Annotated in this window: 12 protein-coding genes; 4 read left to right on the top strand and 8 right to left on the bottom strand. The window is 57.6% G+C overall.

Annotated elements, in window-relative coordinates; all coding sequences use genetic code 11:
• Positions 1-14 precede the first annotated feature (14 nt).
• Positions 15-443, top strand: a complete 429-nt coding sequence (locus AC007G_RS01080) for a YbhQ family protein (protein WP_046852882.1) — start codon at positions 15-17, stop codon at positions 441-443.
• A 56-nt stretch (positions 444-499) separates the two neighbouring features.
• Here AC007G_RS01080 and AC007G_RS01075 read toward each other — a convergent pair whose 3' ends face one another.
• The 5 genes from AC007G_RS01075 to cecR form a co-directional block, all read right to left on the bottom strand.
• The gene (locus AC007G_RS01075) at positions 500-1606 is read right to left on the bottom strand and encodes an ABC transporter permease (protein WP_004859781.1); all 1107 of its coding nucleotides are present in this window, start codon (positions 1604-1606) and stop codon (positions 500-502) included.
• A gap of 119 nt (positions 1607-1725) precedes the next feature.
• Positions 1726-2859 carry an ABC transporter permease gene (locus AC007G_RS01070; RefSeq protein ID WP_162180120.1) on the bottom strand — a complete coding sequence of 378 codons (1134 nt, stop codon included), beginning with the start codon at positions 2857-2859 and terminating at the stop codon, positions 1726-1728.
• A complete protein-coding gene (locus AC007G_RS01065; RefSeq protein WP_142630119.1) occupies positions 2849-4588 on the bottom strand; it encodes an ATP-binding cassette domain-containing protein in 1740 nt (579 codons plus the stop codon). The genes AC007G_RS01070 and AC007G_RS01065 overlap by 11 nt, the downstream gene beginning before the upstream one ends.
• Entirely contained in the window at positions 4581-5576 is a 996-nt protein-coding gene (gene hlyD / locus AC007G_RS01060; RefSeq protein ID WP_032688726.1) for a secretion protein HlyD, read from the bottom strand. Before hlyD ends, AC007G_RS01065 begins: the two co-directional genes overlap by 8 nt.
• Positions 5573-6250: a transcriptional regulator CecR gene (cecR, locus tag AC007G_RS01055; RefSeq protein WP_032688725.1), complete on the bottom strand. Its 678-nt coding sequence runs from the start codon at positions 6248-6250 to the stop codon at positions 5573-5575. The genes hlyD and cecR overlap by 4 nt, the downstream gene beginning before the upstream one ends.
• 281 nt (positions 6251-6531) lie before the next feature.
• On the opposite strand from cecR, the gene rhlE reads away from it, so the two are divergent.
• The 3 genes from rhlE to ybiB all read left to right on the top strand — a co-directional run bounded on the left by rhlE (position 6532) and on the right by ybiB (position 11321).
• Positions 6532-7932, top strand: coding sequence for an ATP-dependent RNA helicase RhlE (gene rhlE, locus AC007G_RS01050; protein ID WP_032688724.1), 1401 nt, complete (start codon positions 6532-6534; stop codon positions 7930-7932).
• Positions 7933-8165: 233 nt separating this feature from the next.
• Positions 8166-10310, top strand: coding sequence for an ATP-dependent DNA helicase DinG (gene dinG / locus AC007G_RS01045; RefSeq protein WP_032688723.1), 2145 nt, complete (start codon positions 8166-8168; stop codon positions 10308-10310).
• 42 nt (positions 10311-10352) lie between these two features.
• Positions 10353-11321: a DNA-binding protein YbiB gene (ybiB, locus tag AC007G_RS01040; protein WP_142630115.1), complete on the top strand. Its 969-nt coding sequence runs from the start codon at positions 10353-10355 to the stop codon at positions 11319-11321.
• 128 nt (positions 11322-11449) lie between these two features.
• Here ybiB and ybiJ read toward each other — a convergent pair whose 3' ends face one another.
• From ybiJ to ybiX, 3 genes are all read right to left on the bottom strand, one after another.
• Complete coding sequence (gene ybiJ / locus AC007G_RS01035; protein WP_032688720.1) at positions 11450-11710, bottom strand: DUF1471 family protein YbiJ; 261 nt, start codon at positions 11708-11710, stop codon at positions 11450-11452.
• A 285-nt stretch (positions 11711-11995) separates the two neighbouring features.
• The gene (locus tag AC007G_RS01030) at positions 11996-12262 is read right to left on the bottom strand and encodes a DksA/TraR family C4-type zinc finger protein (RefSeq protein ID WP_004859799.1); all 267 of its coding nucleotides are present in this window, start codon (positions 12260-12262) and stop codon (positions 11996-11998) included.
• Positions 12263-12529: 267 nt separating this feature from the next.
• Entirely contained in the window at positions 12530-13207 is a 678-nt protein-coding gene (ybiX, locus tag AC007G_RS01025) for a PKHD-type hydroxylase YbiX (protein ID WP_032700534.1), read from the bottom strand.
• Positions 13208-13251: the final 44 nt, after the last annotated feature.

Below are 13251 nucleotides of genomic sequence, written 5' to 3'. Positions count from 1 at the left end.
TCAGGAGAGAAGCCATGAAGTGGCAACAACGTGTACGCGTCGCAACTGGCCTCAGTTGCTGGCAGATTATGTTGCATCTACTGGTCGTGGCAGTACTGGTGATGGGTTGGATGGGTGGCGCGCTGGTTCGCGTCGGATTAGGGCTGTGCGTACTGTACGGCGTCACGTTACTGTCGATGCTGTTTTTACAGCGTCACCACGAAGCACGCTGGCGCGATGTCGGTGACTTCCTTGAGGAACTCACCACCACCTGGTACTTTGGCGTAGCGGTTATCGTGCTGTGGCTGCTGTCGCGCGTGCTGCACAATAATCTGCTGCTGGCTGTCGCCGGGGTGGCGATTCTGGCAGGCCCGGCCGTGGTCTCCTTGCTGGCGAAAGATAAGCACCGAGCGTTCGGGCTGCAGCAAGGCGGTAACGCTGCCAATCCCCAGAAGCACAGGTAGCTGTGCGAACGGGGCCGTTCAAATCCGCCGGCAGCAGATTTGAACGATAGCGGCGATTAGGCGATCTTTCTGCGGAACATCGCATACGCCGCTGAACCCGTCGTGGCCGCTATGACCAGTAGCGGCCACAAACTTCCCCAAACAATCTCCAGACTCGCATCCTTCAAATAAATCTGCTTGGTGATGTCAGTAAAGTGACGAATCGGGTTTATCCATGTCACGTCCTGCAGCCACTGCGGCATATTCTCAACCGGCGAGACGTAGCCGGAGAGCAGGATCGCCGGCATCATAAAGACGAAAACGCCGATGAAAGCCTGCTGCTGGGTTGAGCACAAAGACGAAATCAGCAGACCGAATCCCACCAGCGACAAACCGTAAATGACCATCGTAAAGTAAAACAGCAGCAGCGAACCGGCGAAGGGGATTTGATACGCCCAGATGCCGATAGCCAGCACGATGCTCGCCTGCAGCGTGGCGACAATCAGCGCCGGGACCGCTTTGCCAACGAAAATTTGCCAGGTGGCCAGCGGCGAAACCAGTAGCTGATCGAGCGTGCCTTGCTCCCGCTCGCGGGCCACCGAGAGAGACGTGACGATCATCACCCCGATGGTGGTGATCATCGCGATCAGCGACGGGACCACAAACCATTTGTAATCGAGATTCGGGTTATACCAGTTGCGCACGATCAGCTCGCTGTTGTTCGGCTTCGCTTTCCCTTCCAGCAGCTCCTGCTGATAGTTTTTGACGATCTGCTGGAGATAGTTGGCGGCGATTTGCGCGCTGTTCGAGTTGCGTCCGTCCAGTAAGAGCTGGAGCGGTGCGGGCTGGTTGGTGTCGAGATTGCGCGAGAAGTCCGCCGGGAAGCGGATGAGCAACAGCGCTTTTTGCTCATCAATCGTCGGGCGGATCTCCTGCGGGCTCTTGAGGAGCATCACATGGGTAAAGGCCTTAGCCCGGGCGAAACGCTGGGTCAGTTCTACCGCGTGACGGCCGTTGTCTTCGTTGTAGATGGCAATGGTGGCGTTGGTCACTTCCAGCGTTGCGGCGAAGGGAAACAGCAGCACCTGAATCAGAACCGGCATAATCAAAATGGCGCGCGTTTGCGGTTCGCGCAGCAGCGATTGCAGCTCTTTACGAATCAAGGTCCATAAGCGATGAAACATAGTACTTTCCTCATGTCGGGTGGCGCAGCGCTTACCCGACCAACATCATTACCGAAACTGCGCCCTGGTAGCCCGGGCAAGACGTTCACGCCGCAACCCGGGGAAAGCGCGCAGGGGAATTAATCCAGACGCCGTTTGGTTTTCAGCCAGGTCAGGCCGATAAACATCACCGCCGAGGCGATTAAAAACAGCGTGTTCACCAGCAGCACCAGCGGAATATTACCGGCGAGAAACAGGCTTTGCAGCGTGCTGACGAAATAGCGCGCCGGGATGATGTAGGTCACCGCACGGATCACCGCCGGCATACTGTCAATCTGGAAAATAAACCCGGAGAGCATAATTGAGGGCAGAAAGGCGGCGTTCAGAGCGACCTGCGCGGCGTTAAACTGATTGCGGGTGATGGTCGAAATGAGCAGCCCCATCCCGAGGGTGCTGAGCAAAAACAGGCTGGTTATCAAGAACAGAATCACCAGCGAACCGCGAAACGGCACGCCGAGGATGAACACCGCCACCAGCATGCACAGCAGCATCGCCAGCATGCCGAGGAAATAGTAGGGAATCAGCTTACACAGCAGCAGCTCCGCGCGGGTGATTTCCGTCGACAGCAGCGCCTCCATGGTCCCGCGCTCCCATTCGCGGGCCACCACCAGCGAGGTCAGAATCGCGCCGACCACCGTCATAATGATGGTAATGGCGCCGGGAATAATAAAGTGCTGGCTGATGGCCGCGGGGTTAAACCAGTAGCGCATCTGTACATCAATCAGCGGTTCGAAGGTTTCCCCGCGATCTTCCGCGCGCTGCTGCTGCCAGATTTGCCAGATGCCCTCCACGTAGCCCTGGGCAAAGTTGGCGGTATTGGGTTCGCTGCCGTCGGTAATCAGCTGGATGGGAGCATTATCGCCGGGGCGCGCCATCTTCTGATCGAAGTCTACCGGGATGACCACCAGCCCACGAATGCGCCCGGCCTGCATCATCTCAATCAGCTGCTGGCGATTGTCGCTGACCGTGGCGTCAATATAGGGTGAGCCGGTCATGGCGTGGACGAAATCCAGCGCCTCTTCGCTTTGTTGCTCCAGCAGTACGCCGACTTTGAGCTTGCTGGAGTCGAGATTGATCCCGTAGCCGAAGATAAACAGCAGCAGCAGCGGAATGACCACCGCAATCAGCCAGCTGCTGGGGTCACGGACGATCTGCCGCGTCTCTTTGACGCACAGGGCGCGCACGCGTCGCCATGAGAGGATTTTAGCGCTCACCGGCATTCTCCTTATCCCAGTCGTGGATCAGGGTGATAAAGGCCTGCTCCATCGTGGGATCGGGCTGTTGATCATTTGCCGCCAGCGCTTTTAGCGCATCCGGCGTGCCGCTGGCGATCAGCTTGCCGTGATACACCAGACCAATACGATCGCAATATTCGGCTTCATCCATAAAGTGGGTCGTCACCATCACCGTCACCCCTTTATCCACCATGCTATTAATATGCAGCCAGAACTCGCGGCGGGTAATGGGGTCGACGCCTGACGTCGGCTCATCGAGAAACAGAATATCGGGTTCATGCATCAGCGAGCAGGCCAGCGCCAGACGCTGCTTATACCCCAGCGGCAGCTCATCGGCCGCATGGCTGGCGATGCTTTTCAGACCAAAAGCGTCGCTCATCCGGGAGATTTTCTCGTTCTGGACCCGACCACGCAGGCCATAAACGCCCGAGAAGAAGCGCAGGTTTTGCTCAACGGTCAGGTTACCGTACAGCGAAAACTTCTGCGCCATATAGCCGAGATGCTGGCGCGCTTTCCCGGAACTGACTTTCAGATCCATTCCCAGAACCAGCGCCTTGCCGGAGGTCGGCACCAGCAGGCCGCACATCATTTTAAAGGTCGTGGATTTGCCGGCGCCGTTGGGGCCAAGCAGGCCGAAAATTTCCCCACGTTTGACGCGAAAATCTACGTGGTCGGTGGCGGCGAAGTCGCCGAATTTTTTGGTCAGGCTCTGCGCTTCAATCACCGTCTCATCGGCCGTGCCCTCTACGCGATGGATAATTTCGCCCAGCGGCGATTCCGCGGTCGCGGCGCCGCCCAGCAGATCGATGAATGCATCTTCAAAGCGCGGTGCGGTTTCGGCAATCTCCAGCGTCGGCATGCTAGCGTTGCGCTGCACCTCTTCAACGGTGGCCTCTTTTTTCAGGATCAGGCGTACCGATTTCCCCTGAATGACGCCATCGCTGATCTGCGGCAGCTTCAGCGCTCGTTGCAGGAGGCGACGGTTATTTTCCTGGCGGCTGGAGACGAGGAAACTGCGACCGGCCATGGTTTGGGTCAACGCTTTCGGCTCGCCCTGATAAAGCAGCTGGCCTTCATTCATCAGCAGGACGTCGCGGCACTGTTCTGCTTCATCAAGGTAGGAGGTGCTCCAGAGGATCAGCATCCCGTCACCGGCCAGTTCGTGCACCATTTGCCACAGTTCACGGCGGGAGATAGGATCAACCCCGACCCCTGGCTCATCAAGCAGCAGGACTTTTGGCTCACCCACCAGGGTGCAGGCGAGCCCCAGTTTCTGCTTCATCCCGCCGGAAAGTTTCCCCGCCAGGCGATCGGTAAAGGGGCCGAGGGAGGTAAATTCCAGCAGGCGAGCGAAGGTGTTCCTGCGCGTTTCGCCGGTAACGCTGCGCAGGTCGGCATACAGCGAGAGGTTTTCCATGACCGTCAGGTCTTCGTACAGGCCGAATTTTTGCGGCATATAGCCGAGCACCGCGTGCAGCGCGCTATCGTCGGCAATCGGGTCGAAACCGATCACCCTGGCGGTGCCGTCATCGGCCTTCAGAAGCCCGGCGAGCATGCGCATCAAGGTGGTTTTCCCGGCGCCGTCAGGGCCGACCAGACCAGTAACATAGCCGGCGCGGATAGTGCAGTTGAGCGGCGCAACGGCGGGCCGATCCATGCCGGCGAAGCGGCGGGTTAGCCCGCTGAGCGTGATAACGTCCTCACTCATGTCCGTTCCCGCTGCTGAAGGTGACGGTCACCGGCATCCCCTGGCGCAGCGAATCATCCGCATCGGTGACGACAATACGCAGGCGATAGACGAGGTCAGTACGTAAATCTGGCGTCTCAACGGTCTTCGGCGTGAATTCGGCGACTGGCGACACAAAGCCAATCTTGCCGTGCCAGGGCTGATTCGGGCGACTATCGGTATAGAGCAGCACTTCTCGTCCGGGCACCGCCTGGCCGAGATTTTTTTCATCAATGTAGGCCCGGACCCATACCGGGTGAGTCAGCGACAGCGTCATGACCGTGCCGCCGGCGCTGAGCATGCTACCCGGTTCGACGGCGCGGGTCATCAGCGTGCCGTCGGAAGGGGCGATAAGCGTGGTATCGTGCAGGTCGAGTTTAGCCTGCGCCAGGGCCGCCTGCGCCTGTTCAAGGCTGGCTTTGGCCTGGGCGATTTCCTGCGGCCGGTTGCCGGCGCGATACTGGCGCAGCTTGTCCTGCGCGGACTTTAGCGTCGCCTGAGCCTGGTCGCGGGAGGAGCGCGCGTTTTCCAAATCGTTCACCGAGATGGCGCTGTTCTGACGCAGCCCCAGCTGGCGCTGGTAAAAGTTCTGCGCGTAATCGTACGCGGCCTGCGCCTGTTTGACGGCGGCGGCGGCCTGGGCTATCTCTTCTGCCCGGTAGCCAGCCATCATCAGATCATACTGCGCCTGAGCGGTGGAGACATTCGCCTGAGCCTGCTGTAAGGCGTTCTCATACGGGGCGCGATCCAGCTGGCCGAGTATTTGCCCGGCCTGAATCTTATCGCCCTCATCAACGTTCAGCGATGCCAGTCGTCCGCCGACGCGGAAGCTCATGTTCACGGTACGAATATCGACGTTGCCATACAGAGTCAGCTCCCTTTGCTGGCTGCTTTGATACCACCACCAGCCGCCGCCGAATGCGGCAATCAGCAGCAGTATGAACAAAACGATGATGACGGGTTTTTTCATGATCCCTGGCTCCTTTGCAATAACCCTTGCAGAACGAAATCAATATGGCAGGCGATAACCTGATAAATTTGCTCAGTTTTTTCTTCGTCGAACTGCGTCCATCCGGTGCGCAGCAAAATGGTTTCCCGCCCAAGGCGGAAGGCCAGAATCTCTCCCAGCAGCGCGTGGGTGTGCAGAATCATTGCCGTGTCATCGGCATCGAGGCCGGTAAAGGCGCCGATTAAACGGGTCAGGTAGCGATGGAGCGGCGCAATCACCTGCCCGTGGATGAGCTGGTAGGCCGGGGTAGGAGAAAGCTGCTCGCGGGAGATGAATTTGCTCAAATTGACCGTGTCATCCTGGGTCAGCAGCAAAATCATATTCTGACAGGCGCGCAGAATCAGAACCCGAATCGCCGCCTTATCCGGAGAAGCTGTCGCCAGCAGTGTTTCCGCCGCTTCGGCATGCGGACGAAAATTATGGCTGATAAAATCGGCAATCCACTGGGCGCAGGCGAGATAGAGATCGTCCTTGGAACCAAAATAGTAGGGGATCGCCGCGATATTTTGCCCGGCCTGCGCGGCAATATCGCGGGTGGTGGCGTGCAGGCCGTATTCGCCGAACTGGGCGATGGCTGCGGCAATGAGCTGGCTTTTGGCTTGTTCGCCTTTGGTTGTCACAGGAGTTGTCGTCATCGCACGATAAAAATTAATCAATCGATTGATTAAGAGTATGACCAATTCGCGTCACTGTCCAGAATAGTGGATACTCTCTTTTGCGTATTTCGCATCACTCTTTGCAAGCGGCGCGTGACGAGGATTAGCCGGCGCAGCGGCCCTGAGGGGATATTTATGCGCTGTGTCACAAAATCTGCTAGACTGCGCCACTTCATGGCATTGTGGTTTTTGCCATCTCTATTCGCAATAATCTCCCCGAAAACTACGCCTGTCACGGGCCGGGGTGGTTTGGAGTTGTTATGTCTTTTGATTCCCTTGGCCTGAACCCTGATATCCTGCGCGCTGTCGCCGAGCAGGGTTACCTTGAGCCAACCCCAATTCAGCAGCAGGCTATCCCTGCGGTGTTGCAGGGACGCGATCTGATGGCCAGCGCCCAGACCGGCACCGGCAAAACGGCAGGCTTTACCCTGCCGCTCCTGCAGCATCTGATTCAGAAAGAGCCGCATGCTAAAGGCCGTCGTCCGGTGCGCGCGCTGATACTCACGCCAACGCGTGAACTGGCGGCACAAATCGGCGAAAACGTTCGCGATTACAGCAAATACCTGAATATTCGCTCGCTGGTGGTCTTCGGCGGGGTGAGCATTAACCCGCAGATGATGAAGCTGCGCAGCGGCGTCGATGTTCTGGTGGCCACCCCTGGGCGCCTGCTGGATCTTGAACATCAGAATGCCGTCAGCCTGGACAAGGTTGAAATCCTGGTGCTTGATGAAGCCGACCGCATGCTGGATATGGGCTTTATTCATGATATTCGCCGCGTGCTGGCGAAGCTTCCGGCGAAGCGCCAGAACCTGCTGTTCTCCGCGACCTTCTCCGACGACATTAAAGCGCTGGCGGAAAAGCTGCTGCATAACCCGCTGGAAATCGAAGTGGCTCGCCGCAATACCGCTTCCGAGCAGGTGACGCAACACGTCCATTTCGTTGATAAGAAACGTAAGCGGGAACTGCTGTCGCAGATGATCGGTGAAGGTAACTGGCAGCAGGTGCTGGTCTTTACCCGCACCAAACATGGCGCCAACCACCTGGCCGAGCAGCTGAATAAAGACGGCATCCGTAGCGCGGCTATCCATGGCAACAAGAGCCAGGGGGCGCGTACCCGGGCATTAGCCGACTTTAAATCCGGCGGTATTCGCGTGCTGGTGGCGACGGATATCGCCGCGCGTGGTCTGGATATCGAAGAACTGCCGCACGTCGTCAACTACGAGCTGCCTAACGTACCGGAAGATTACGTTCACCGGATCGGCCGTACCGGTCGCGCAGCCGCCACCGGTGAAGCGCTGTCGCTGGTCTGCGTGGACGAGCATAAACTGCTGCATGATATCGAACGTCTGCTGAAAAAAGAGATTCCACGCATCGCCGTCGATGGCTATGCGCCGGATCCGTCTATCAGAGCGGAGCCGATTCAAAACGGTCGTCAGCAGCGTAGCGGTGGCGGCGGTCGCGGCCAAAGCCAGGGCCGCAGCGGTCAGGGACAAGGACGTAACGCCCAGGGGCAGGGGCGCAGCCAGCAGTCGGCGCCGCGGCGTAACGACGGCGAAGCGCCGAAAGCCGGGGCAAAGCCTTCACGCCGTATCGGCGAGGCGAAACCGGCCGGCGAGCAACAGCGCCGCCGTCGTCCGCGTAAACCTGCGGCCGCTGAGTAACCGCCTCCCGCCATATATGCGTCATCCGGGCAAGACGTTTTGCCCGGATGACGCAATGATACCCGGAAGCAGCAAGCATGCTGTCTCCGGCTTCTTCCCTCGCGTGCCCTGTGATTCCCGGCCGGTACATTGATAAATCCCGAGCATCATTCCACATTGCTCAGAAAGTAATTCCTCCTGCCAGGCAAAAAGTGTCACAATAGTGGCTGTTTATACAGTATTCAGGTTTTCTCATGGCTTTGACCGCTGCGCTAAAAGCGCAAATCGCCGCCTGGTATAAGGCGCTTCAGGAACAGATTCCGGATTTCATTCCCCGTCCGCCACAGCGGCAGATGATTGCCGATGTGGCAAAAACGCTTGCCGGGGAAGAAGGCCGACACCTGGCCATTGAGGCGCCCACCGGCGTCGGGAAGACGCTGTCATACCTGATTCCCGGCATCGCCATCGCCCGTGAGCAGCAGAAAACCCTGGTGGTGAGCACCGCCAACGTTGCGCTACAGGATCAGATCTACAGCAAGGATCTGCCGCTGCTGCGCAAAATTATTCCCGATCTGCGTTTTACCGCCGCGTTTGGCCGCGGGCGCTACGTTTGCCCACGCAACCTTACGGCGCTGGCCAGCACCGAACCGACGCAGCAGGATCTGCTGGCGTTTCTCGATGACGATCTCACGCCGAATAATCAGGCTGAACAGAAGCTGTGCGCGACGCTGAAAACCGACCTCGACAGCTACCGCTGGGACGGTCTGCGCGATCACACCGATAAACCTGTCGATGATGCGCTCTGGAGCCGCCTGAGCACCGACAAAGCCAGCTGCCTCAACCGCAACTGCCACTACTATCGCGAATGTCCGTTCTTCGTTGCCCGGCGAGAAATTCAGGAGGCGGAAGTGGTGGTGGCGAACCATGCGCTGGTGATGGCGGCGATGGAGAGCGAAGCCGTGTTGCCCGAGCCGAAAAACCTGCTGCTGGTGCTCGATGAAGGCCATCATCTGCCGGACGTGGCCCGCGATGCGCTGGAAATGAGCGCGGAAATGACCGCCCCATGGTACCGGCTACAGCTGGATCTGTTCAGTAAGCTGGTGGCGACCTGTATGGAGCAGTTTCGGCCGAAAACCACGCCGCCGCTGGCCAATCCCGAGCGCCTGAGTGGCCACTGTGAGGAGCTGTATGAGCTGATCGCCTCGCTGAACGCTATCCTTAATCTCTATATGCCGGCCGGCCAGGAAGCCGAGCATCGTTTCCCGATGGGCGAGTTGCCGCAGGAGGTGATGGATATCTGCCAGCGTCTGGCGAAACTGACCGAGATGCTGCGCGGGCTGGCGGAGCTCTTTCTTAACGACCTCGGGGAAAAAACCGGTAGCCACGACGTGGTACGTCTGCATCGGGTTCTGCTGCAAATGAACCGTGCGCTGGGGATGTTTGAAAGCCAGAGCAAGCTGTGGCGGCTGGCATCACTGGCGCAGTCATCCGGCGCGCCGGTCACCAAATGGGTGACGCGCGATATGCGCGACGGTCAAACGCATATCTGGTTTCACTGCGTCGGCATTCGCGTCAGCGACCAGCTGGAAAGGCTGCTGTGGCGCAGCGTGCCGCATATTGTCGTCACCTCCGCCACCCTGCGATCATTGAACAGCTTTTCACGCCTGCAGGAGATGAGCGGGTTGAAAGAAAAGGCCGGCGATCGTTTCGTGGCGCTGGATTCCCCCTTTAACCATGTTGAGCAGGGCAAAATCGTTATTCCGCAGATGCACTATGAACCGCTAATCGATAACGAAGAGCAGCATATTGCTGAAATGGCGGCTTATTTCCGCGAGCAGGTTGAAAGTAAAAAGCACCTCGGGATGCTGGTGCTGTTCGCCAGCGGGCGGGCGATGCAGCGTTTCCTGGAACATGTTCCCGATCTGCGACTGTTATTGCTGGTACAGGGCGATAAGCCGCGCTACCGGCTGGTGGAACTGCACCGCAAGCGCGTCGAAGGAGGGGAGCGTAGCGTACTGGTGGGGCTACAATCCTTTGCCGAAGGGCTGGATCTCAAAGGTGAGCTGCTCAGCCAGGTACATATTCATAAAATCGCCTTCCCGCCAATCGACAGTCCGGTGGTGATTACCGAAGGCGAATGGCTCAAGAGCCTGAATCGCTATCCGTTTGAAGTGCAGAGCCTGCCAAGCGCCTCCTTTAACCTGATTCAGCAGGTCGGACGCCTGATTCGCAGCCACAGCTGCTGGGGCGAAGTGGTGATTTATGATAAGCGTTTGTTGACCAAAAATTATGGTAAGCGTCTACTGAATGCATTGCCCGTTTTTCCAATAGAACAGCCTGCCGTCCCTGAGGTTATCGTCAAAACGAAAGCAAAACAGGCGCGTCGTAAACGGCGTTAACGGTGTAATGTCGACGATGTGAGCAGCTAACAGGAGTCTTCGATGGACTACAGCAAGATCATTAAAGAAGTCGGGCGCGGGAAAAATCACGCGCGTGACCTGGATGTGGATACGGCCCGCGCGCTTTACTCGCGGATGCTTGACGGCGAGGTGGCTGAGCTGGAGCTGGGCGGGATTTTAATTGCCCTGCGTATTAAGGGCGAAGGCGAAGCGGAAATGAAAGGTTTCTATGAAGCCATGCAGCAGAAGACTCTGCGTCTGACGCCGCCTGTCGCCAGACCAATGCCGATTGTGATCCCCAGCTATAACGGCGCGCGTAAGCAGGCTAATTTGACCCCTCTGCTGGCCGTTTTGCTGCATAAGCTCGGTTTTCCGGTGGTGGTGCATGGTGTCAGTCACGATCCGACCCGGGTGCTGACGGAAACGATTTTTGAGCTGATGGGGATCCCCGCCACCCGACATGCGGGCCAGGCTCAGGCGCGGCTCGACGGCCACGAGCCGGTGTATATTCCGGTTGGCGTACTCTGTCCGCCGTTGGAAAAACAGCTTGCCCTGCGCTGGCGTATGGGCGTACGCAACAGCGCACATACACTGGCAAAGCTGGCGACGCCATTTTCTGAAGATGCGGCGCTACGTTTATCGAGCGTTTCTCACCCGGAATATGTGGGCAAGGTTGCAAAATTCTTTGTCGAGATCGGCGGACGGGCGCTGTTAATGCACGGGACGGAAGGTGAAGTGTATGCCAATCCGCAGCGATGCCCGCAAATTAGCCTGATTGACGCTTCAGGGACGCGGGTAGTGCATGAACGCCAGAGCGAGTTGCCGGAGGAGGGGGCTGTACTGCCGGAGTCAAAAGATCCTCAGGTCACCGCCCGCTGGATTGAGCGCTGCGTAGCGGGGAGTGAACCGCTGCCGACCTCGCTGAGAATTCAGCTGGCCTGCTGCCTGGTGGCGACCGGTGAGGTTGCGACCCTGGAGCAGGGGCTAAGCCGGGTTGCTGAACACTGGTAGCCACCCGTTTCCCCTGAAAAAAGCTCACGTCAGACAGTGACGTATAAAAAAAAGCCCGTCCGGTGGCACGGACGGGCAAAACAAGGGTATTAAAGGGTCGTTCAGGGTTAATACAGGTCGTGCAGCGGTTATTTATAGATAACCGCGGTACCGCTAATTTTGTTGTTGGTGTTGGCGGAGGTGATGCTGTAACCAGTCGCACCAGCGGCTTGCGCTTTTTCAGCCAGTTTGGCTTCCAGACCATCCAGAGTCGTTGCGCCTTCAGCAGAGACCACGCCAATTTTGTTCATGCTTTCAGCCTGAGACGGGCTAACCGGCTGAGCGGCGAAAGCGCCAAAGGACAGAGTAGTAAGGGCAATAGCAGCGGCAGCATATTTAATGGTTTTCATAGTTAATCTCTCGCAGGTTATTTTGTTAAGAGGACGATGTTCCGTCGATGTGATAAGTATCACGCTTTTTTGCGAGAGATAAAATCGAAGGAAATTAACAGTCTTCATCGATTTTTTTGAATGATTATTAATTTATTGAATATTAATAAATTATTTCGTGGTGGGATGGCCGAAGAGACTCCAGCGGGGTGCAGAACGTATTCAGGGCACATTTTGCCACTTTTTTGGCCGAAAAACGTGCGCGAAAAGATAATGCTTTCTGTGGTAATGAACGGTAAAGGAAGGTCAGCGTAGCTGGCTGTCCTTGGAGCCACGGCGATTATATCCTGAAAATGTATTGTTATGTAAATCTTTCTCCTGTTGGCACTTCACGCAGTATCTGACCCCCGGGATCGCCTTTCTTCGGGCTTCGGGAATCGGCTCTCCGCATTCATCACAAAATTTGTGGCTCTCTCCGCTGGGGAGGGCGTTTCTCGCCCGTGCGACCGCATCGTCAACGGTGCTGTCGATCTGATCCTGAACTGCGCCATCATTTGCCCAACCTGATGCCATGATGCACCTCCTCACTGTTGTTACTGTCATTATATACCCTGACTTATGCGAGTTGCAGAAAGGCGACGCCGCCGAGCCCTCCGGGCGCTTACTTTGCTAAATGGCTGGGGCGAGCGGCCAATCTGTCCGGAACAGATTTGAACGCTGCTCTGCGGCGGCTCGTATGGGTGAGGCTTATTGGGGAGTCGAGTCACGAAGCCAACGTGCAGGCAACTTGAGTATGACGGGTAGAGTGAAGATGGGGGCAAAAATGAGTCTGGCAAGGGCTCAGATTTCCGACCAGTCCCGCAGCAAGTTATGGTACAGATTAAGTAGCGATAGCACCTCGTCACTCTCGCCGTGGCGGCTCTTCAGAGTCTGAATATTCCGATCCAGCTCGAACAGCATGCTGCGGCGTTTGTCATCGCGGATCATCGACTGGACCCACAGGAAAGAAGCCACGCGCACGCCCTGGGTCACCGGCGTCACGCAGTGCAGGCTGCTTGACGGGTAGAGTACCAGGTCGCCCGCCGGCAGCTTGACCGTATGCTGACCATAGGTGTCGTTTACCACCAGCTCACCGCCTTCATAACTCTCAGGCGCGCTGAGGAACAGGGTGGCAGAAAGGTCGGTACGCATCCAGCCGCCCTGGGCCTGACTGCGCACCGCGCCGTCAACGTGAAAACCGTAGGTCTCACTCTGCTGATAGCGGTTAAACAGCGGGCTGGAGAGGGTTTTAGGCAGTGCGGCGGCGAAGAACAGTGAACTGCGGTTGAGCGCCGCGAGGACTCTGTTCTGCAGTTCGCCGTACAGCGGACTGCGGGTATCGACCTGCTGATTTTTTTTCACCAGCGCGCCCTGATCGCCGGTGGTGGCTCGCCCGTCAACCCAGTCGGCCTGCTGCAGCTGCGCGCGAAAATCGTCAACTTCCTGCGGGCTGAGAACGGTGGGGATATGGTACATCATCGTTGTTTCTCCTCAAGAAACGGGGCGTTGCCGCCCCGCTGTGG

Source organism: Klebsiella sp. CSG-1, assembly GCF_056521145.1.
The sequence above is the reverse complement of the archived record's forward strand: the minus strand, read 5'-3'. Positions and strand labels throughout refer to the sequence as shown.